The sequence below is a fragment of the Bradyrhizobium sp. LM2.9 genome (genome assembly GCF_054056555.1).
On sequence record NZ_JBSRYJ010000002.1, the window covers coordinates 7630573 to 7652025 of the forward strand.

Sequence of the window (21453 nt, forward strand, 5' to 3'; positions counted from 1 at the left end):
CTCAGAGGTCTTGCGAACAGGTAAGAGCGGCGGTGGTGCGATGTCCATCTCTTTGCGATCGTTCCAAATCACTTAGCAAAGCCTGATACGCGCGACGATCGACCGCGAAACGTTTCCTCTGCCGATGGCTTTGTCTTGAGAAAATCCTTTGCGCCGCTGCATGACGAAAATCACGACGTGAGCGGTCTGCGACAGCGATGCAAGTAATTGCTTCAACCCTGGCGCCACGCCTTCGATAGTCCCAGCTCGCGTCGCCGCCGGCATGGGCCGGCCTCCGAGGACAGTTTGATGGTCGATTTGAGCTCTGTGAGAATGAGTGCAGCCGTCATGGCCATCACCGTCGCCATGTTGGGTCCGTCGCAGGCCGAGACGATCCGGGTGGCGGTCGGCACGCAGGATACGACCATCAACTGCGCGACCGGCGGGCTGCTCATTCGCGAGCTGAAGCTGCTGGAGAAATTCCTACCCCGTGACGGCAAGTACAAGGATGTGGCCTACGACATCCAGTGGAAGAACTTTACCAGCGGCGCGCCGCTCACCAACGAGATGGTCGCAGGCAAGCTTGATTTCGGCGCGATGGCGGATTTTCCAGGATCGCTGAACGGCGTTGCGTTCCAGAAGGCGGGGCGCCGCAGCCTCTTCATCAGCGTGCTGTCCGGCAGCACCAAGGGCAGCGGCAACGGAATCGTGGTGCCGTTAAATTCGCCGGTGCAGTCGCTCGACGAGCTCAAAGGCAAGACCATCTCCGTACCCTTTGCCTCGACCTCGCACGGCATGTTGCTCCGCGCCATCGAGGCCAAGGGCTGGAATCCCGAGACCGATGTCAACATCATCACGCAGGCGCCCGAAGTTGCAGGGCCGGCCTTGCAGACCGGCAAGATCGAGGCGCATGCCGATTTCGTCCCGTTCGCCGAACTGTTTCCGTGGCGCGGTTTTGCGCGCAAGATTTTTGACGGCGCGCAGGCAAACGCGCCGACGTTCCACGGCGGACTGGTCGACGCCGACTATGCCGAAAAATACCCGGAGATCGTCGTCGCCTATTTACGCGCTGCGCTCGAGGCGGATCGCCTGATCGCGGAGGAACCAGAAAAGTACAGTGAGCTGATCGCGAAGGTGACCGGCATTGACGCCGAGGTCGACTATCTCTTCCACGGCCCGCTCGGTCTTCAGACCCGCGACGTGACCTGGAAGCCGGAATACCGCCAGGCAGTCGCAACCTCGATCAAGACGCTGAAGCTGCTCAAGCGGGCGGATAGCGATCTCGATATTGACCAGTTCGTCACGGACAAGTTCATCCGCGTGGCGGCCGCTCAAGCGGGGCGGGATTACGACTCCGAGCTGAAGAACTATGCGCAGCTTCCGCTTCGGGCCAAGGACGCGGCGACGGGCGCCGAGATCGGCGACGTCACCCGCGTTGCGCAGATCTGGGTCAGGGATGAGGCTCATGTGCGCCATTACGCGTCGCCCGAGAACGCGCTCAAGGCGCTCGCCGGCCTTGAGAAGGACGGCAAGACCATCCGCGTCGTCTACGCTCAGGATCGTGAGAGCGGCATCAAGCTGTTCGCAAACCAGGCCTGGTTCGTGCGATCGTCCAGCGGCGAACTGAGCGCGTTCCTGCTCAAGGACGCGGCCGAACGCTGGTCGAAGCAGCATGGCGGCGCGGTGCTCGACTTCACGGCGGCGCGTGAGTCGCTCATTGCGAGCCGGTGAAGCGATGGCCATCGTAATCCAGGCGCGGCCCGCTGGCATCCGATGGGTGATCCGCGGCCTGTCGATCCTTGCCTGCATCGCCCTGTGGCAGGTCGCTTCGACGACCCACCTCAATCTGGGGATCGTCACCTTCCGCAACGTGCCGCCGCCGGTCGAGGTCGTTCAATCCGCCGTCGCCTTGTTTCGGTCGCCAAAACTGACAGCGCATATCACCAGTAGTCTCTGGCGCGTGTTAGCGGGCTACGGTGCGGCGGTGGTGATCGGCGTGATCCTGGGTTTTGCGATTGGCCGGTCGCGCGCCGCGAGCGACCTGTTGCTGCCGCCGCTCGAATTGCTGCGGCCGATACCGGCGGTGGCGTGGATACCGCTGTCGATCCTGATGTTCCCGTCGTCCGAACTGTCGATGATCTACATTACCTTCATCGGTGCCCTGTTTCCGATCGTGCTGAACACGGTCCATGGTGTTGCGAATGTCGACCGCCGGCTGGTCGCCTCCGCCCGGAGCCTCGGTGCAGGCGGTTTTGCGATTCTCACGGAAGTGGTGTTGCCGGACGCCGCGCCGAGCATCGTCACCGGGCTTGCGATCGGTATGGGGACGTCGTGGTTCTGTCTCGTCACCGCGGAGATGATCTCCGGTCAGTTCGGGATCGGCTATTATACCTGGGAGGCTTACACGCTGCAGAATTATGCCGACATCATCGTCGGCATGCTGATCATCGGCCTGCTCGGCATGGGCTCCAGCTGGCTGCTGACGACCGCCGGGCGGCTTCTGATGCCCTGGCGCAGCTCAAGAGTTAGACGATGAAAGGCGCGGCGCGATGAATATTCGGGTCGCGGATGTCGACGCGAAGAGTGTCGGTCGCATCGACATTGCTGATGTCTCGATCTCGCTCGGCGAAGGCAGCGATGCGTTCGAGGCGGTGAGTGGTCTCGACTTTGCCATCGCGCCGGGCGAGCTCGTCTGCATCCTCGGTCCCTCCGGCTGCGGCAAGTCCACGCTGCTCGGCGCACTGGCCGGACATCTGCCGATTACGGCCGGCCGACTCGCGATCGATGGGCAGAAGGTCCAGGGACCGAGTCCGGACCGTGGCATGGTGTTTCAACAGCACACGCTGTTTCCCTGGAAGCGGGTGCGCGACAATGTCGCCTTCGGCCCGAAGATGCGGGGCCTGGCGAGAAGAGAGCGCGACCGCGCCGCCGACACCATCCTGAAGCTGGTCGGCCTTTCCGGCTTCGAGGCGTTCTATCCGGCGCAACTGTCGGGCGGCATGCAGCAGCGCGTCGAAATCGCGCGGGTCCTGATCAACCAGCCGCGGGTGCTGCTGATGGACGAACCTTTCAGTGCGCTGGACGCGCAGACGCGCGCCATGATGCAGGAGGTCCTGCTCGACATCTGGGGCAAGATCCCGACCACCACGGTCTTCGTCACCCATGATATCGACGAGGCATTGTTCCTCGCCGATCGCATCGTTGTGATGAGTGCGAGGCCCGGCCGGGTGATTGAGGATGTCGTGCTGCCTTTCGCGCGGCCACGCAGCCACGATCTTGTGACCGAGCCCGAGTTCGTGCGCCTGAAGCGGCATGTCATGCAGCTTCTACGGCGGCCGGAAGGCAGCGAGCCGTTGGCACGGCTCAGTCCGCTCGGCGTCTGACCTCAAAACATCCCGCTCGCCGCGAGCGCCTTGCAGACGTGCTGCATCTCGGTCTCGTCTGCGACCATGTCGAGCATGATCGTGGTCAGCCCCTTCGCCGCAAACTCCTTCAGCTTCGCGCCGATCTCGGCGTAGCTGCCGACGAGATAGGGGCAATCGGCCTGGAAGGTCAGGAACGGCAGCAGCCAGTAGCCATTGTCCGCGAGCTCGCCGCTCTGGCCCTCGAACAGGCGCCGCTTCCACACGGAATCGCTGTTCTCCACGGTGAGCGCGAGCAACTCACGATCGTCGGGGTTGTCGCGGAAACGCACCTTCGCCGCTTGCCGGGCTTCGTCGCGTCCCTCGCGCGCAAAAATTCCAAAATTCATGCCTGATACATCGAGGCCGCCTTCGAGATCGGGCGGCAGCATCTGCATCTTGATGCAGCCGGTCTCCTTCGCCACGCGCTGTGCCGGCTCGGACTGGCCGGCGACCAGAAATTCCGGCATCAGCTCCGGCGGCAGGCGCGGCCGCAGTTGCAGATTGCTTGCGCGGTAGAACCGGCCCTCGAAAGTCGCTGGCCGCGGGCTTGCCAGCAATTGGCGCATCAAGGCGACGAATTCGCCGAGCCGGACATAGCGGTCGGCATGCGACTGCTCGTCGCCCAACCCCTGCAGATCGCTGACCGCGGTGCCCGTGATCATGTTGAGATAGACCTTGCGGCCGTGGAGCTGCGCAAAGGACGAGACGAATTTCGCCGCCGTGAACGGGTGCATGTAGACCGGATTGACCGCGATCAGCGGCGAGGACCGCGTCGTCTCTGCCATGATGTGCTGGGCCATCGCCCAGGGCTCGACGAACACGTCGTTGCCTTCGAACAGAAGGATGCCTTCAAAGCCGTTGCGGTCGGCAAACTGGGCCACCCGCATCAGCTCACCGACATATTTCTCGGGATCGCGGTTGCGCGAGATCGCCGGAAAGACGCGCAGCCGCCGCGGCGTCATTCAGCCGCTTCCTGGAGCGGCCAGGCATTGCGGGTAATGGGCAGCCCGCCGGTGGCGCGGGAGCCGTCGGCGATCGCGAGGCGATGCGAGGGCGACGGCGAGAATAGCTGGAATCGCCACCCTTGCGGATCGTCGGCGATATCGGGCTTGAAGCTGATCTCGATCGCCTCTCGCGACACCTGCATCGCGAAAGCGTCGAGCGGCAAATTGAGGCCGAAACCCCTGGCCTTCAAATAAGCCTCCTTGAGCGTCCAGTAGTCGAAGAAGCGCTCGATCGCGGCGGGCTCCGGAAGTCCACGCAGCGTTTCGACTTCTTCCGGCGCGAAGAACCGAAGCGCGGTGGACAGCGGCGCGACGCGCCGTGACACGGTCTCGACGTCGACGCCGACGGTCTCATGCCGCGACACGACGCAGGCAACGCAGCCATCGGCATGGGACAGGCTGAAATGCAGCGCGCTCGAGATCTTGGGTGATGCGACAAACGGCCTTCCGTAACGCCCGGCCGCAAATGACCATTCGGTGGGCGCGACATTCGGCGCGACGTGCGAGAGCGCAAGCCGCAACATCGCGTGCGCGAAAATATACTGCCGCCGGTGCCGTTCGAACTTGAAGCGGTCGGCTCGTACCCGTTCGTCGACCGAGAGCAAACGCCGGCACGTATCGACCGCACCGGGCGCGTCAAAAGTCTCGATCAGTCCGACAAACAGTTCAATCCTGTCGTCTGCCATCAATTGGGCCCATGGCGTCAGGCCGGGGCCAAATCCCCTGCCATGACGGAAGAATCAACTGAGCAAGAATCAACTGAGCGGACCGCTTCTAGCGGTCCACTCGGGCGAATCCTTGTCGATTGCTGGTCGGTTTACGGGCGCAAGCTTGTGCGAGACACCAACTCGGCAAGCGAGCGGCCCATTTCCGAAACTGAAGCCTGAAGATTTCGAGCGGCGTCCGGGCCGCCGAGCCTTACTTCTTCTTCTTCTTGGCCTTCTTGGAGCTGCCGAGCATCGAAATGCTGGCGTCGACGTCCTTCAGCGCGGACTGCAGCTTCTTCTTCTCGGCGCCGAGCAGCTTCTGCAGGGCCTTGCGGTCCTTGTCGCTCAACGAGGCGCCCTTGGTAAATTTGATGAAACCCATAACTAACGCTCCCGGTTGAAAATAATCGTCCAAATCAAAACGCGAGAATAATCTTGCGCGGTGGCGCCAAATAATCAAGATGCAACTTGGTCATTCACAGCTATGGCGAGTGAACCCGTATTCGCCCGTGCTTTGCGGCCGGTCATCCCGCCCTGCGATTGAGCAATCGGCCGAGCGGCGCGTTGGGTTGAGCGACGGCGGCCCCGAGCAGCGCGACGAGATCCTCCATCCACAGGCCGACTGTAGCGCCATCGAGCAGCTCGCTCTTGTAATTGCATGAACCGGTGATTCCGGTCGGCCGCTCCTTGAGCATCAGCGACAGCCAGGTCTGGTCGATCGGCAGCACCGGCTGGCCTTCGCGCGCGATGTTGCCGATCGACGCTGTCGTGAGATCGGGCAGATCGAGCGGCTGGCGCAGCGGATTTTGCAGCGTGAAATAGACCTGGAGCAGCGAGGCCGGATTGACCCCCTCCTGCTCCAGATGATCGGCCAGGATGTTGAACGGCAGCTCCTGGCGCGCATACGCATCGAGCACGCTCTGACGGACCCGGGCCAGGGCCTGCACGAACGATAGCTCCGGCGTGATTTTGGTGCGAACGATCACCGTGTTCTCGAACGGACCGACGATCCGGTCGGTGTCCGGCTGGGCGCGATTGGCCATGGCGGTGGCGATCGAGATGTCGTTGTGGCCGGTCCGCGCCAGCAGCAGGGCTTTCAGGCCGGTCAGCAGGCACATGAACAGCGTGCAATTGTGCTGGCCGGCGAACGCGGTGAGCCGGCCGATCAGCTCACGTTCGAGACTGACCGGACGGTGTCCCGTGGACGCGCCCGGGCTTGATCCCCGGTCGAAAACGGGTGTCGCCCCGCGCAAATTCTCCGTCCATTCGGCCGCCTGACGGCGGGCGGCATCGGTGCCGCACCACCAGTGCTGCCAGCGCACGACGTTCGAAAAGGCCGGCGGCAGTTTCGGCAGCGGCACCGACGGATAGCCGGCCAGCGCCGCATAGCGGTGGGACAATTCCTCGAACAGCACGCCGATCGACCAGCCGTCGACGATTGCGTGGTGCAACGTCAGCAGCAGCACATGATCGCCGTCGTGGAGCCGCAACAGCCGGGCGCGCAGCAGCGGCGCGCGCGTGGTGTCGATCGGGGCATAGGTCTCCTGTTCGATCAGGAGATCAATCTTGCGGAGCTCCAGCGCCTTGCGCCGCTTGTTGTTGTGGGGCTGACCATCGCCGATCGTCTCGACAGTCAGAACGCGGCCGAAGGTGCCGGGCGCGGCGATGCGGCTGACGGGCTCCCCGCCGCTCCAGCCGAAACTGGTTCGCAGCGATTCGTGCCGGTGCACGACATCGTCGATCGCCTGCGCCAGGGCGGCCAGATTGAGCGGCCCCTGGAGACGAAAGGCGAAAGGCAGGTTGAACAGCGGCAGTCTGGGAAGATTCTGCTCGATCCGGAGCATCTGGTCCTGCGCGATCGAGAGCGCGGGAGGGCCGCTTTCGGCCAGGCTCGCTCTCGCCAATCTTGCTGCGCTTGCAGCCGGCTTGCGCGGCTTTGCCGCCGCGGCCTCGTCGATCCGCCGGGCAAGCTCTTCGATCGTCGGTGCCTCGAAGATGGTCTTGATCGGCAGCGACACGCCGAGCGCACGGGCGACGCGCGCCATCGCCTGGCCCGCCAGCAGCGAATGGCCGCCGAGGTCGAAGAAATTGTCGGTGACGCCGAGGCTCTCGACCTTCAACAGGTCGATCCAGATGTCGGACAGCACCTTTTCGGTGAAGCCCCGCGCCGGCACGGCCGCATCAGGTTCGGGCGCTTCCTGCTGCGCCGGCGCCAGCAGCGCGGTCCGGTCGATTTTGCCATGGGCGTTGAGCGGTACCTGATCCAGGAACAGGAACGCGGACGGGATGGCATGGCCCTGCAGCCGGCTCTTCAGGAATTCGCGCAACTCGCTGGCGCTGCTCCGGCTGCCTGACCTTGCGACGACATGGGCGATCAGCCTGACATCGCCGCTTGCTTCGCGACGCGGCTCGACGATGCCGGCGCGCACACTCGGATGGTCGGCAAGCGCGTTCTCGATCTCCTTGAGTTCGATACGGTAGCCGCGAACCTTGACCTGATGGTCGGCGCGGCCGAGGCATTCGATCGTGCCGTCGGCGCGGCGGCGGGCTAGGTCGCCGGTCCGGTACAGCCGGCTGCTTGCTTTGCGCGAGAACGGATCGGGCAGGAAGCGCTGCCGGTTCTGTGCGGGGTCGTTGACATAGCCGCGGCCGACACCGGCGCCGCCGATGCAGAGCTCGCCGGTCACGCCGACCGGTTGCGGCTGCAGGCCTGCGTCGAGCACGTAGAGCTGGGTGTTCGGCAGCGGCGTGCCGACCGGGACGTTGCCCGTCATGGTCGCCGGCGCCTTGGTCAGGCGATGCAGCGAGACGTCGTCGGAACATTCCGACGCGCCATAGGCATTGATCAGCGGCACTTTCGGACAGCGCGCGAACCAGGCCTTGCAGAGATCGACCGGCAGCGGCTCGCCAGTCGAGATCAGGAGGCGCAGCCTCGCAAAGGCGCGTCGGATCGGTGCCTCGTCCATGCGATCAAGGATCACCCGCAACAGCGACGGGACGATCTCGAGCACCGTGATGCCCTCGCGCTCGATCTCCCGCGCGAGCAAGATCGGGTCCCGCACCGTCGCGCTGCCGCAGACATGAACGCGCGCGCCGACCATGGGCCCCGCGAGGAACTGCCACACCGAGATGACAAAGCTCTGCGGCGCGGTCTGCGCGATCACGTCCCGGAACGAGAGGCCGAGCTCGGAGATGAGCGAGGCCAGATGATTCGAAAGCCCGCGCTGCTCGATCATGACGCCCTTCGGCGCGCCGGAGGATCCGGAGGTATAGACGAGATAGGCGAGGCTGGAAGCCGTGCGCCGCGCCGCGCGGGCTGGCTTGGTCAGTCCTGGCGTGATCGCGTCTTCGAGCGCGGCAACCTGGATGCGCTCGACCAGTGGTTCGAGCAGCGCCTCGACCATGGATGACTGCGCGCGTCCGGTCAGCAGCATGCGGGCACAGCTCGATCCAAGGATGGTCGCGATCCGCGCCGGCGGCTGGTCGGGATCGAGATTGAGGAAGGCCGCGCCCACCCGCTGCACGGCGATCATCGCGGCGAGCAGGTCGGGCCCGCGATCCGCAAGCAAGGCGACCACGGCCTCGGCACCAACGCCCTCCCGGGCCAGCCAGCGCGCGGCCGCCTGGCTGCGGCGCGCCAACTCGCGATAACTCAGGGATGTGCTGCCGTCCGACACCGCGATCGCGTTCGGCGTTTTCCTGGCCTGACGGTCGAAGCGTTCGCTTAGGTTGTCGCGCGAGGTGACATTGGCCCGCACGCCGCGGCCTTGCGCCAGCAGCTGCCGGCGTTCGGCCGCGGTCAGGAGTGGCAGGTGCGAGATGCGCTGCTCCGGATCGGCGATGACGGATTTGAGCAGAGTCTTGAACTGAGCGGCCATGCCCTCGATCGTCGCTGCGTCGAACAGATCGGTAGCGTATTCGAAGAATCCGGTGAAACGGCCGCCGGCCTCGACCAGTTCGAGCGTGATGTCGAATCGTGCCACCTTTGGATCGATCTCGATCCGCCGCGTCGACAGGCCGGAGAAACGTGCCGCCTCGATCGATGCGTTCTGGAGGATGAACATGATCCGGAACAGCGGATTGCCATCGCTCCGGCGCGCGATCTGAAGCGCGCGCAGGACTTCCTCGATCGCAAGGTCCTGGTTGCGGTAGGCATCGAGCGTGACCTGCCGCACCCGTCGCAACATGTCGCCGAAGCTCGGATCGCCGCTGAAATCGTTGCGCAGGATCAGGGTGTTTGCCAAGAGCCCGATCAGCCGCTCGCTCTCGATCTGGTTGCGGTTGGCGATCAGCGATCCCGTCGCGACATCCTCGTGTCCGGTGTGGCGGAACAGTAGGCACTGGAACACCGCGAGCAGGGTCATGAAGGGCGTGACGCCCTGGTTCTGGCTCAGCGCACGCAGGTCGGCCGACAGAGTCCTGGAGAACTCGAGATAGCGACGGGCACCGTGTCCGCTCCAGACCTCCGGCCTTGACCGGTCGGTCCGCAGCGGCAGCGTGGTGACGCGGTCGAGCTGCGCCCGCCAGTAATCGAGTTGCTCCTTTGCCGCAGGCGTCTGCGCCCAGCTCTGCTGCCAGAGCGCAAAGTCACGGTACTGGAAGGCGGGCGAAGGCAGTACCATCACGTCGTTCTTGCGCGCTGCCGAATAATGGGCGGCGAGTTCTTCCCAGAACAGCCGCTGCGACCAGCCGTCGGTGACGAGGTGATGGACGTTGACCACCAGCGCGTGGCTGATTTTGTCGAACGACAGCAGCGTGACCTTCAGCGGCGGCTCGCGCGCAAGGTCGAACGGATATTGCGCGAGCTTGAGGGCCTCGCGCCTGATCACAGCCGTTCGCTTGTCCGCGGAGCAGGGCTTGAGCTTGATCCGCTCGAACCGCGGCGGCGATTGCAGCACAAGCTGCGCCGGCTCACCCTCGCGTTCGACGAAGACCGACCGCAGTGCCTCATTGCGCGCAGCGACCGCAGTGAGGGCAGCAGAAAGCGCGGCGACGTCGACCTGGCCCTTGAGGAGCGCGACTTCGACGACGTTATAATTGTAGCGCGTTGGGTCGAGCCGCGAGAGCACGTACATCCGCTGCTGCTGGAACGACAGCGGCGCGTCTGTTTCCGCGGCTTTGCGCCAGGCCGGCAGCATCGTTTCGCGATGGGTTGTGGCGGTCTCGACCCGGGCCGCCAGGGCTGAGACCGTGGCGCAATCAAAGATGTCCTCGAACGAGAAATCGACGGTGAAACGTTCGCGCAGGCGCGAGCGCATCTGTGTGGCCGCGAGCGAGTCCGCGCCGAGCGCAAACACGTCCTGATCGACGCCGATCTGCGGCAGCTCCAGCAGCCCGGCCCAAATCCCCGCGAGCTGGGTCTCCAGTTCGGTTCGTGGCAGCCGCGTCCCGTCGCCGCCGTCCACTGTCACGACCAGCTCGGCGAGCGCATTGCGCTTGACCTTGCCACTGGCGCCTTTCGGCAGCGTGGCGACGCTGCGGATCAGGCTCGGCACCTTGTAGGCCGCGAGCCGTTTCCGCGCGAACTGGCGCAACTGATCCGAGGTCGCCTCGGAATTCGGCCGCAGCACCACGACCGCGGTGACATTCTCGCCGAGCTTCTGGTGCGGGACGGCAAACACGCCGGCCTCCAGCACCGCAGGATGACTGAGCAGGACCTCTTCGACCTCCAGCGGCGAGATCTTCTGCCCGCCGCGGTTGATGACGTCCTTGATACGGCCGACGATGAAGAGATAGCCGTCGGAGTCGAGGTAGCCGAGATCGCCGGTCCGGAACCAGCCGTTGCGGAAGGCCGCCTGTGTTGCCGCCTCGTCATTATAGTAGCCGCGGCTCATATTCGGTCCGCGAAGCATGATTTCGCCGTGCTCGCCGCTCGCGAGCGTACGGCCAGTCTCATCCATGATCGCGATCTCGGGGCCCGCGGCGCGGCCGACCGATCCGGCCTTGCGCAGTTCGAACGGATTAGCCGCGATCTGCGAGGCCGCCTCCGTCATGCCGTAGGTTTCGAGCACGGGAACGCCGAACGTCGCCTCCAGCCCGTCGAGGATCGCAGGCGCAAGCGAGGCGGAGGCCGAGCGGATCACGCGCAACGGCGACGATCGGGCAAGGTCCGGGTTCGCTTCCGCCGCCGTCAGCAGCGCGCGATGGATGGTCGGCACTGCCGTGTACCAGGTGGGTTGCAGCTGCCGCATCCAGCCGAAGAAGGATGATGCGTCGAAACCGTCGGTGCAGATCACGCTGGAGCCCGCAGCCAGCGCCGTGAGCAGACCGGAAATCAGACCATGGGCGTGAAACAGAGGTAGCGCGTTGAGCAGGCGATCGTGCGACGTCAGCGACAGCGCGCGGCCGGCGTTGTAAGCGGAGAGGCACACATTGCGGTGCGTCAGCGGCACCATCTTCGGCCGCGCTGCCGTGCCCGATGTCAGCAGGATGAACGCGTCGTCGTCGCCGCGCGAGGCGCCGCCGTTGTTTGCCGGCCCAACCGGCGGTCCGACAAACGTGCAGCCGCCGAGATCGTCTTGCGGCCCCGGCACGAAATCGATCACAGCGATATCGAGCGCTTTCGCGACGTCACGGCTCGCCGAGTTCGTATCAGCCCGGGTGATCAGCGCCGTCAACTTCAATTCGCTGAAATAGCGTTGCAGCTCGTCCGCCGTCAGGTCGGGATTGACGGGAACGCAGGCGCAGCTCGAGGCGACCGCGATCAGGGCCAGTGCGCTGTCGGCGCCACGCGGCAGCGCAACCGCAACCCGGTCGGAAGGGACTATGCCGAGCCCGCGCAGCGTACGGACGAGATCCTGCGTCCGGTCGCCAATCGCGCCGTAGTTGAGGGCCGGCCGGCCAGGGGCGAGGAGGGCGGGCGCCGCCGGCGTCTTGCGGGCATGGAAAACGAGAAGGCCGCCGATATCCGCGAATATCTTCGTTTCGGCCGTTATGCTGGCTGACCCCTGCGGCGCTGGGAATGTGACGTCCGACAATTCCGTTCCCTTTTGATCCGATTGGGCTATTCTTCCAAGAAGTAAGGGAACGCGTCCAGTCTGAGGTGAAGTTTTGGTCCCAAAATCTGTGGTTGAGGGGCCCTTAGCGCTTCGACGGAGTGATGGTCGGGCAGAAATCACCATGCTGGAGAATGAGCCGGTCACGGGAAGGGAAGGCGGGCTGAAGCGCTGGCTCGAAGGCGTCGGTCTCGGCCACTATACCGATCTCTTCGCAGAGCACCGTCTCGATCTCGACGTCATGGGAGATCTGACCGAATCCGATCTGGTCGAGCTCGGATTGCCGCTCGGCGATCGGAAGCGGCTCCAGCGGGCCATGACCGCGTTGTTCCGGGCCGAAACAGCGGAGAAGTCCGACGCGGCGGCTCGCCCTCAACCCCGCACGGAAGTCGGGGCCGAGCGGCGTCAGCTCACCACCATGTTCTGCGACATGGTGGATTCCACTTCGCTGTCGGTGCAGTTCGATCCCGAAGACGTGCGCGACATGATCGCGAGCTTCCGCGAAACCTGTGTCCGCGTGGTGAAGCACTACGAGGGTTTTGCCGCTCGCTTCGTCGGCGACGGTATTTTGGTCTATTTCGGCTATCCGACCGCACATGAGGACGACGCCGAGCGCGCGGTGCGCGCGGGGCTCGAGATCGTGCGGGTACTATCGACAGCGCGCGCGGTCGAGCCGCGTGGTGCGCTCAGCCACTCACCCGCCGTCCGCATCGGCATCGCGACCGGTCTCGTCGTGGTTGGCGACCTCGTCGGACAGGGCACCGAAGAGCGCGACTCCGCGGTCGGAGAAACCGTCAATCTCGCCGCGCGCCTCCAAGGTCTGGCGCCGCCCAACGGTGTGGTGATTTCCGCCTCGACCCAGTCGCTGCTGAAGGGGAAGTTCGACTACCGCGATCTCGGCGTCCACGCGCTGAAGGGTATCTCGGACAAGGCGCAGGCCTGGCACGTGATGCGGGCGTCGCGGGTGGAGACCCGCTTCGCCGCTGCCATGGGCACGCGGCTGACCCCGCTCGTCAACCGCGAGGAAGAGATCGCGCTACTGATGGGCCGCTGGCAGCAGGTCAAGGAGGGCGACGGCCAGGTCGTGGTCAAGTTCGGCGAGCCCGGCATCGGCAAGTCGCGCATCATCCAGGAAATCTTCGAGCGGATCGCGGGCGACCGCCATGGACAGGTCTCGTTCCAGTGCTCGCCCTATTACACCTCCACAGCGTTCTATCCGTTCGCCGAGCAGCTCAAATTCTCCCTTGGCCTCGATCGTGAGGATGCGTCCGCGCAGTCGCTGGCGAACCTGGAGATCGCGATCTCCGCCGCTCATGGCGACATCGAGCAGGTTGCGCCGCTGTTTGCCGCGCTATTGTCCATTCCGATCGGTGACCGCTATCCGCCGCTCGAGCTGTCGCCGCAGCAGCAAAAGGATGCGACCGTCGCCGCGCTGGTCAATCATTTCCTCGGCCTTGCGCGCGAGCAGCCGCTGGTGATCGCATTCGAGGATTTGCACTGGATCGACCCGACTTCCCGCGAGGTGATCGATCTCCTGGTCGACCGGGCACAGAACCGGCCGATCCTGGTGATCATGACAGCGCGCACCGAATTCCAGCCGAGCTGGAGCGCCCATTCGCACATTACGACGCTGGTGCTGAACCGGTTGAGCCGGCAGTTGCGCGCGACGCTGGTCGAGCGCGTGGCGGGACGCGAGCTTCCCAAGGAGGTCGTCGAGGAGATCATCGTCAAGACCGACGGCGTGCCGCTGTTTCTGGAAGAGCTGACCAAGACGGTTCTGGAATCCAACCTCCTGACCGAGCGGCACGGGCGCTACGTGCTGTCGGGCCCGTGGCGGCAGCTCGCGATCCCCGCGACGCTGACGGACTCGCTGATGGCGCGACTGGACCGGATGGGGCCGTTCAAGCGGATCGCGCAGATCGGCGCCACCATCGGCCGCGAATTCTCTTACGAGACGCTGCACGCGGTCGCCAATACGCCCGCCGAGCAGATCGAGGCCGCGCTCAATCATTTGGAGGAGGCCGGGCTGATCATGCGCCGCGGCCATCCGCCGGACGCGCTCTACTCCTTCAAGCACGTGATGATCCAGAACGCCGCGCATGCGAGCCTGTTGCACAGCGAGCGGCGCAAGCTGCATTCCCGGATCGCCCAGGTGCTCGCCGAGATGTATCCGGAGAAGACCGAGCGCGAACCGGAGCTGCTCGCCCATCATTTGACCGAATCCGGCCAGAGCGAGGGGGCCGCCAGCTTCTGGCTCAAGGCCGGCAAGCAAGCGGCCAAGAGCGGCGCCAATCTGGAGGCGATCGGCCATCTGCGCCGGGGCTTAAGCGTCGTCCAGGCCAATGCGCGCATGCAGGGCGCCGACGAGATGGAGCTCGAGCTGCGCATCGCGCTCGGCAACGCACTGATCGCCGCCAAGGGCTATGCCGTGCAGGAGGTCGAGGAGAACTACATCCGCGCCCTCGAACTCGGCCAGCAGCTCGATGACGACGAAAAGGCCTTCGCCGCCACGCGCGGGCTCTGGGTCTGTCATTTCATCCGCGCCGATCTCACCCGCGCGCACGATCTCAGTGTCGAGCTGTTGAAATTCGCCAAGCGCGAGCGGCTGAACGAGCGGACGCAGCCGGCGCAGCAGACCGGCTATCTGATCGAGGCGCACCGCTCGATCGCGATGACCATGCTCTATCGCGGGCGCTTTGCCGCGTCCCAGCATCATTTGCACCGTTGCATCAACCTCTACAGCCCCGATCTGCACTCAGACCTGATGGAGCGGCACGGCACTGATCCCGGCGTCGTCTCGCTGTCCTATCTCGGCTATCTCCTGTGGTTCCTCGGCCGGCCCGACGCGGCGCGCCAGCACAGCGAGCAGGCGATCGCGAACGCCGAGAAGATCCGCCACCCCTTCACGCTCGCCTTCGCGCTCGTGTTCGGCGCCTATCTCTGCCAGCATTTGCGCGATGTCGAGGGCACGCGCGACCACGCCAACCGCGCCATGATCATCGCCACCGAGCACAACTTCCTGCACTGGAAGCAGCAGGCGGCGATCCTGCGCGGCTGGGCGCTGGCGCAGCTCGGCGAGGCCGACGAAGGCCTCAGCCAGATGCGCTTCGGCCTCGACGAATACGAGGCGATGGATTCCTGGCTCGCCGGTTGCTGGTTCCGCTGCCTGCTCGCGGAGGCCTACGCCAAGGTCGGGATGCGCGACGCCGCCTTGCGCGCGCTGGACGGTGCGCTTCGCGACCGCGCGGCGGACCGGCGATCATTCCTACCTCGCCGAGGTCTACCGCCTGCAAGGCGAGATCACCCTGTCGGACGGGAATCCGGCCTCGGTGCAGGAGGCCGAGGAGTTGTTCGGCCTGTCGCTGGAGATCGCGCGCAAGCAGGGCGCGCTGTCCTGGGAGCTTCGCACCGCCGTCAGCCTCGCGCGGCTGTCGCACCAAGCCGGCAAGCGCGAGCACGCAAGCCTGCTGCTCGCGCCGATCGTCGGCAAGTTCAACGAGGGGTTCTACACCCCGGACCTGAAACAGGCGTTGCAACTGGTCAACGAGCTCGGCGCGGACGCGCCCGTTCGTGAACAGGCCGACCCCGTGCGATGAACGATCTCGCCGCCGCGCGTGCGCGTTACGTGGAGCTGATCGCAAAGCGCGAGCGGATCTCCTCAAAGCGCCTGCTCGAAGCCCTCGCCATCGTTCCGCGCGAAAGGTTTCTGGCGAAGGGACCCTGGCGCGTCAAGAGCGAGGCGGCGCGCGGCTATCGACTGACGCCGGATGCCGATCCCGTTCATCTCCAGGACAATGTGCTGGTCGCGATCGATGCGCGCCGCAAGCTCGATACCGGACTGCCGAGCCTGTGGGCGCACTTCATCGATTTGCTCGACGTCGGGGAGAAGGACCGCGTGGTCCAGATCGGCTGCGGGCTCGGCTATTTCTCGGCAGTGCTTTCGGAGATCGTGGGCCCCAAGGGCAGGGTGCATGCAATCGAATGCGACGCGCGGCTTGCGGCGCGCGCCGCGACCTATCTTCGCGCCTATCGCAACGTCGTGGTCGTCCATGGTGACGGATGCGAGGACATCGGCGAACCCGCCGACGTGATCATCGTGCATGCCGGATTCTCTCAGCCGCATCCGCTCTGGCTTCAGTCGCTTCGCCCGCGCGGCCGCCTTCTGGTGCCGCTGACCCAGCGGGACCGCGAAGGCGCTGCCCTCAAGATCACCCGCAAGGGCAAGGGGTTCGAAGGCCGAGGCGGTGCAGCAGATCCGGATCTTCCCCGGCCAGGGTCGAGGTGTGACCGCGCTCGACGACCGCGTCGCCGATTGGTGGCAGCGGGCCTCCGCCCTGGCGCCGCTGCGCTTTTGCGGCATCGAGCAGGGGCTGCCATCGGATTAGGTCCGCCGAGCCAAAGCGGTAACTATCGGGAAGTTGCGCCCTTTTTTGTTCCTGGCAGGTCGTTTATATTCGAGCTGGGTCTGGATGAACGCATGAAGGATGGCTTAAACGAGGGCCTGGTTGGCGACACCGCGAAGCTGATGATGCATCGGCTGATCGTGCGGAGACTTCGTCGCGACCCATCTCTCGTGGAAAAGGCCAAGGCAGCTCACGCGCGTCAGGCCGACCAATTCTACGATTGGCCATTCGTACGCGAATGGCAGGAACTGCTTGCTCTTCCGACCGGGGAACTTGCGTCAAGACTGACCAGTCGCGATCGCGAGATGGTGCGGCTGCGCAACTCGTCCCCGTTCTATCTCGTCGAAGGTGTTCATTTCGGCGACTATGACGCAAGAATTCGATTGAGGAGAGCGGCGAGACGTGTGGCCGAACGAGCCCTAGGCACTCGCGCTCTTTCCTCCAGAGGGCCGTGATGTCCGAGGGCAGCCCGCGGCGTACCTTGGATGATCTGCTTAGGGTCGTAAGGGCTCTAGCCTACGAATTCGAAACCGACACCGTGTTTGTGGTGGGTAGCCAGGCGATTCTGGCTTCTATGCCGGATGCCCCCGAGGCCGCGAGAGAATCGCCGGAAATCGACGCATTTCCCGCAAATGCGAGAATCTGGGAATTGACGGAAGCCAAGCGAACGCGTGACGGAGTGCAGCCGATAGCGTCCGAACATATTGACGGCCTCTTCGGGTCGGAAAGCCCCTTTCATCGCACCTATGGCTTCTACATCGATGGTGTCGACGAGACGACGGCCAAGCTCCCGAGAGGCTGGCAGAGCCGAGCGCTTAGAGTACAAACCGAGGTCGCGGGACGGACGGTGACCGGCGTAGTGCCTGCGCCGGAAGACCTCGTCGTGTCCAAAGTCGCCAGATTGGATGAGAGGGACAAACGGTTCGTCAGCGCGATCCATGGCGCGCGGCCTTTGGACCTGGAGCTGATTGAGCAAAGGATCCGTAAAACGGACCTTGATCCCGCTGTAGCGGAGCGAGCGATCGCCTACATCAGAAGCCTGAAATCTCGAGGCTAGTCTTTTCCGCGGTCGCGCTTTGTTTCACTTTACCTTGATTTGAATCGTGAGTTTCCAGCACCTCGCAATGCAGCTATGACTACGGCCTGATCGCCATTCGAGCATGCCCATGCATTCCGTTGCCCTGCTGACTGCCAGCTACGCCAAGGATATCGAGCGCTTTTCGCTGCTCAGCGAGAGCATCGACACCTGGTTGACGGGCTACACGCGGCATTATGTTCTCGTTAACGATGAGGATTTGCCGTTGTTCGCGCGGTTCGCTTCCGACAAGCGCGTCATCGTTCCGGCCTCGCGCTATTTGCCAAAATGGCTCTGGGCGCTGCCGCCGGCTCTCCAGTTCATCAGCAAACGGCGCGTCTGGCTGTCGCTGCTGTCGTCACCCGTCCATGGCTGGCACATCCAGCAGATCCTCAAGATCGCCGGCGTCCTCAACGCGCCGGAGCAGCGCGTCTGCATCCTGGATTCGGACAATCTGTTCTTCCGAGAATTTGACGTCGGTCAATACGCCGGCGCCGAGAAGACGCCGCTGTTCGTCACGCGCAAGGGGATCGACGCCGACCACCCCTTGCATGTCCTGTGGCTGCGCACCGTCGATCAGCTCCTCGGTATCAAGGAGCGGTCCTTCCCCGCGGACGACTATGTCGGCAACGCGCTGGTCTGGGACAAGGACACCGCGCGCGCGATGACTGACGCGATCAAGTCGGCAACGGGATTGAACTGGGTTCTGGCACTGTGCCGGAAGAAGAAGTTCTCGGAATATCTCATGTACGGCCATTTCGTCGCGAACTCGCCCGCGCATCTGGCCACCCATCGGGTCACCGAAGACAGCATCGCGGTCTCGCATTGGGACGACACGCGCCTCGACCGCCCTGCGATCGAAGCGATGATGCGCGCCGCTTCGCCCGACCAGGTCGCGCTCTGCATCCAGTCCTATTCGTCGACCTCGATCGACGACATCCGCGATGTGTTCCGGCTGAACTCGCGCGACCGTCGCGGTCCGAGCCTGTCGCCCGATCACATGGGCGATGCGGTTGAATTTGAAGTACCGACCAAGACGCGCTGAAGAACGGCGCCCTTAAGCGTCTCTCGTAAATTTGCTGATCACGTCCATGAATGGCTTCGGCTTGAACTCGCCGTCGAGCGGCAGGGGACGGTTCGGCTGCTTGTCGGCACGGGCGAAGGTGCCGTTGATCCAGCTATAGCGATCCGAGAGTCCCCAGGTCAGGATCGAGCGCACCGGACCGCTGGTCGAGATCGCGGTCAGGAGGTCATTGACGCGCTTGGCGACGACGGCGTCGCGCTCTGCCGGCGTTCCCGTCAGCTTCTGGTCGTCGACATCGAGTTCGGTGACGAGCACCTCAAGGCCCCAGGAGCGCAGCTCGGTGACGAATTCCGCGAGCCCATGGGTGTCGATCTCGAGCTCGGCGTGCAGATGCGATTGCAGCCCCACGGCGTGCAACGGCACGCCTTGGTCGAGCAGGTCCATGATGAGATTGCGGTACGCCGCGCGCTTGGCAATGAACGAGTCCTTCGCGGACTCGATGTCGTATTCGTTGATCGCGAGCTTGACGAAAGGATCTGCAGCGGCCGCCGTGCGGAACGCCAGCGGAATCCAGCCGTTGCCCAGGTGCTGGGTCCAGAACGTGTCGCGCCGATCTTTTGGACTGCGGGGATTGTCCGGGATCGGCTCGTTGACGACGTCCCACGACGTCAGCTTGTCTTTATAATAGGAGACGACGGTGCCGATGTGATCGACATAGGCGCGCTCGACGCCTTTGGAATCCTTGATCTGCTTGGTCCAGTCCGGAATGTCGTAATACCAGGCGAGCGCGTGGCCGCGCATCGTCAGATCGTTCTGCCGGGCGAAGTCCAGGATCGCGTCGGCGCGTTCGAAGGCGAAGGTGTGCGCGTCCGGGCGCAGCATCGGCCATTTCAGCTCGAGCACCGGAACCACCTGCGTGCAATAGGTGCTGATGGCTTCGCCGAGCCTCGGATCGGCTTGCAGGTCCCAGAGCGTGGCCGCGGCGCCAAATCCCGGACGACGCTGGGCGAGTTTCGACGCCGGTGCTGCGGATGCCGATGTGCCCGCCGCGAGTGCTGCGGCGCTGCCGAGGAGAAATTCGCGTCTGTCGAGCCTGGTCACGGCATTCCTTATCGAGCCCACGCGATCGAGCTCACGTGCCATCGTACCAAGCGGTGCCTTGCAACGCCGGGGTTTTCCTTCGTTGGGTTAACTTTGCCATCTACGAAACATGGTTCCTTTTGAGGTCGCGCGCTCCCGTTCCGGGAAGGGCAAATTTAACGCTACCGCGCGAAAGCGGCCTCAAAGCCTCATTTGCCGCCCGATCTCCAGACTTATGTGACACTCTTGAGAGATGCTGCGGCGCAGTTCGTTCGCCCCGCCAAGGTCCGATTGATTAACGGCCGTCACATTATCAACATCGTTGCCGGTCCCGTGCTCGCATGCTGAATCGCCATTTCTCGATTTATCTGGTCGCCTACATCCTGCCTGCGGCCGTGGGCTTCTTCGCCGTCACGGCCTACACACGGCTGCTGACGCCGGCGGAGTACGGCGTCTATGTCGTCGGCATCAGCCTGGCCGGCATTCTGGGCGCGATCTTCTTCGCCTGGATCAAGCTCTCGGTGTCGCGCTATCAGGCGATGTCGGCCGAGATCGATTTCCGCGGCACGGCGATGGTTGCTTTCGGGCTCACCGTGGCCGTCCTCTGCGCCACGACGCCGCTGGTCTTCCTGTTTCGCAGCGATCTCAGCGTCGGGCTGCTGCTTGCCAGCATGTTCGTCGCGATCATGGCGAATGCCGTCGATGTCGGCCAGGAGTTCGAGCGCGCCAAATTGCGTCCCTATAGGTTTGCGGCGATCTCGATCGTGCGTAGCGTGTCGAGCGTCGGCTTTGGCCTGCTCGGCGTCTGGCTCGGCTGGGGTGGATTGGGGCTGCTCGCTGCATTCGGCCTGGGTTCGCTCACCGGGATCATCCTCAACCTCGTCGGCGACCGCAGCAGGATCGCGCGGTTCCAGCGCAGCCAGTTCATGCAGCTTGCGCGCTACGGCCTGCCGCTGACGCTGGCCGGATTGTCCGTTGCGGTCTATTCGGCCTGCGACCGGCTCATTGTCGCTTATTTGCTCGGCAAGGACGCCGCAGGCATCTTTGGCGTCGCCGCTGATCTGCCGCGCCAGTTCATGGTCATGATTGCCTCCAGCGTCGCCGCGGCGACCGTGCCCCTGGTGTTCCGGTCATTGTCGGAGAAAAACAACGAGACGACGCGGGAGCGGCTGAGCGAGAGCCTCGAGCTGCTGCTCGTCGTGGTCGCGCCCGTCGCCGTCTGGCTCGCGCTTGCAGCCGATCAGGTCGCCGGCACGCTCGTCGGCGTCGATTTCCGCGCCGGCGTGTCGGCGCTGCTGCCGACGCTCGTGCTCGCGCGCTTTTTCGGCATCGCCAATCAATTCTACGTGCAGATCAGCTTCCAGCTTGCCGAACGGCCGTTCATGCTGGCGGCGCAGTCTTTCCTCACGCTGGTCGTCAGCGTGGCGTTGATGTTCGCGCTGGTGGCCGGCTACGGCCTCTACGGCGCGGCACTGGCGACGCTCGCGACCGAGGCGATCGGCCTCCTTGTTGCCGTCGTCCTGATGCATCGCGCCCACCCGCTCCCGTTCGATCTCCACCGCCTCGCCGGTGTTGCCGCCTCCGCTGCGGCGATGGCGGTTGCCATTCTCGTTGCACGATCGCAGGTCGATGGCTCCGGCTTCGTCCCGCTCTTCGTCGTGAGCCTCGCCGGCGGGCTCGCTTATGCGGCTGGCGCCTGGTTGCTGAATGTCGCAAATGTCCGGACGCTGTCGCTGCGTTTCCTGCGAACCTTCAACCGTAAGGCGCTGGGCGTTTAGCATG

12 protein-coding genes and 2 pseudogenes are annotated in these 21453 nt (G+C 64.4%); 8 read left to right on the top strand and 6 right to left on the bottom strand.

The genetic code is table 11. The annotated features are described in order from the left end of the window. Window positions 1-72 precede the first annotated feature (72 nt). Entirely contained in the window at window positions 73-264 is a 192-nt protein-coding gene (locus tag ACVWW3_RS38635) for a hypothetical protein (RefSeq protein WP_456651230.1), read from the bottom strand. 48 nt (window positions 265-312) lie between these two features. On the opposite strand from ACVWW3_RS38635, the gene ACVWW3_RS38640 reads away from it, so the two are divergent. From ACVWW3_RS38640 to ACVWW3_RS38650, 3 genes are read left to right on the top strand one after another with little or no spacing between them, the layout of a single operon-like run. Beyond that, window positions 313-1710: an ABC transporter substrate-binding protein gene (locus ACVWW3_RS38640; RefSeq protein ID WP_456651229.1), complete on the top strand. Its 1398-nt coding sequence runs from the start codon at window positions 313-315 to the stop codon at window positions 1708-1710. 4 nt (window positions 1711-1714) lie between these two features. Beyond that, window positions 1715-2515, top strand: coding sequence for an ABC transporter permease (locus tag ACVWW3_RS38645; RefSeq protein ID WP_456651228.1), 801 nt, complete (start codon window positions 1715-1717; stop codon window positions 2513-2515). 13 nt (window positions 2516-2528) lie between these two features. Beyond that, complete coding sequence (locus tag ACVWW3_RS38650; protein WP_354047514.1) at window positions 2529-3362, top strand: ABC transporter ATP-binding protein; 834 nt, start codon at window positions 2529-2531, stop codon at window positions 3360-3362. A gap of 2 nt (window positions 3363-3364) precedes the next feature. On the opposite strand, the gene ACVWW3_RS38655 is transcribed toward ACVWW3_RS38650, so the two are convergent. The 4 genes from ACVWW3_RS38655 to ACVWW3_RS38670 form a co-directional block, all read right to left on the bottom strand. Next, window positions 3365-4345, bottom strand: a complete 981-nt coding sequence (locus ACVWW3_RS38655; RefSeq protein ID WP_456651227.1) for an LLM class flavin-dependent oxidoreductase — start codon at window positions 4343-4345, stop codon at window positions 3365-3367. Continuing rightward, on the bottom strand, window positions 4342-5073 hold the full coding sequence (locus tag ACVWW3_RS38660; protein WP_456651226.1) for a 4'-phosphopantetheinyl transferase family protein: 732 nt from the start codon (window positions 5071-5073) through the stop codon (window positions 4342-4344). Before ACVWW3_RS38660 ends, ACVWW3_RS38655 begins: the two co-directional genes overlap by 4 nt. Before the next feature lie 232 nt (window positions 5074-5305). Then, the gene (locus ACVWW3_RS38665; RefSeq protein WP_247348931.1) at window positions 5306-5476 is read right to left on the bottom strand and encodes a hypothetical protein; all 171 of its coding nucleotides are present in this window, start codon (window positions 5474-5476) and stop codon (window positions 5306-5308) included. Window positions 5477-5618: 142 nt separating this feature from the next. After that, the gene (locus ACVWW3_RS38670; RefSeq protein ID WP_456651225.1) at window positions 5619-12071 is read right to left on the bottom strand and encodes an amino acid adenylation domain-containing protein; all 6453 of its coding nucleotides are present in this window, start codon (window positions 12069-12071) and stop codon (window positions 5619-5621) included. A 142-nt stretch (window positions 12072-12213) separates the two neighbouring features. Between ACVWW3_RS38670 and ACVWW3_RS38675 the strand changes: the two are divergent. The 4 genes and pseudogenes from ACVWW3_RS38675 (at window position 12214) to ACVWW3_RS38690 (ending at window position 18612) form a co-directional block, all read left to right on the top strand. After that, window positions 12214-15685 (top strand): annotated as a pseudogene (locus tag ACVWW3_RS38675) (ATP-binding protein). Further along, window positions 15682-16474 (top strand): annotated as a pseudogene (locus ACVWW3_RS38680) (protein-L-isoaspartate O-methyltransferase family protein). Before ACVWW3_RS38675 ends, ACVWW3_RS38680 begins: the two co-directional pseudogenes overlap by 4 nt. 472 nt (window positions 16475-16946) lie before the next feature. Further along, complete coding sequence (locus tag ACVWW3_RS38685; RefSeq protein ID WP_247441127.1) at window positions 16947-17549, top strand: DUF6036 family nucleotidyltransferase; 603 nt, start codon at window positions 16947-16949, stop codon at window positions 17547-17549. A gap of 109 nt (window positions 17550-17658) precedes the next feature. Then, entirely contained in the window at window positions 17659-18612 is a 954-nt protein-coding gene (locus tag ACVWW3_RS38690) for a DUF6492 family protein (protein WP_456651222.1), read from the top strand. Between the two features lie 12 nt (window positions 18613-18624). Here the strand turns inward: ACVWW3_RS38690 and ACVWW3_RS38695 are convergent, their stop codons facing one another. Beyond that, the gene (locus ACVWW3_RS38695) at window positions 18625-19692 is read right to left on the bottom strand and encodes an endo-1,4-beta-xylanase (RefSeq protein WP_354047502.1); all 1068 of its coding nucleotides are present in this window, start codon (window positions 19690-19692) and stop codon (window positions 18625-18627) included. Between the two features lie 320 nt (window positions 19693-20012). On the opposite strand from ACVWW3_RS38695, the gene ACVWW3_RS38700 reads away from it, so the two are divergent. Further along, complete coding sequence (locus tag ACVWW3_RS38700) at window positions 20013-21449, top strand: lipopolysaccharide biosynthesis protein (RefSeq protein ID WP_456651221.1); 1437 nt, start codon at window positions 20013-20015, stop codon at window positions 21447-21449. Window positions 21450-21453: the final 4 nt, after the last annotated feature.

Excerpts from the sequence above, each read along its gene's own strand:
- ACVWW3_RS38660 (WP_456651226.1), bottom strand. The coding sequence starts at position 5,073 with ATGGCAGACGACAGGATTGAACTGTTTGTCGGACTGATCGAGACTTTT.
- ACVWW3_RS38645 (WP_456651228.1), top strand. The coding sequence starts at position 1,715 with ATGGCCATCGTAATCCAGGCGCGGCCCGCTGGCATCCGATGGGTGATC.
- ACVWW3_RS38655 (WP_456651227.1), bottom strand. The coding sequence starts at position 4,345 with ATGACGCCGCGGCGGCTGCGCGTCTTTCCGGCGATCTCGCGCAACCGC.
- ACVWW3_RS38690 (WP_456651222.1), top strand. The coding sequence starts at position 17,659 with ATGCATTCCGTTGCCCTGCTGACTGCCAGCTACGCCAAGGATATCGAG.
- ACVWW3_RS38650 (WP_354047514.1), top strand. The coding sequence starts at position 2,529 with ATGAATATTCGGGTCGCGGATGTCGACGCGAAGAGTGTCGGTCGCATC.
- ACVWW3_RS38700 (WP_456651221.1), top strand. The coding sequence starts at position 20,013 with ATGCTGAATCGCCATTTCTCGATTTATCTGGTCGCCTACATCCTGCCT.
- ACVWW3_RS38635 (WP_456651230.1), bottom strand. The coding sequence starts at position 264 with ATGCCGGCGGCGACGCGAGCTGGGACTATCGAAGGCGTGGCGCCAGGG.
- ACVWW3_RS38685 (WP_247441127.1), top strand. The coding sequence starts at position 16,947 with ATGTCCGAGGGCAGCCCGCGGCGTACCTTGGATGATCTGCTTAGGGTC.
- ACVWW3_RS38640 (WP_456651229.1), top strand. The coding sequence starts at position 313 with ATGAGTGCAGCCGTCATGGCCATCACCGTCGCCATGTTGGGTCCGTCG.
- ACVWW3_RS38665 (WP_247348931.1), bottom strand. The coding sequence starts at position 5,476 with ATGGGTTTCATCAAATTTACCAAGGGCGCCTCGTTGAGCGACAAGGAC.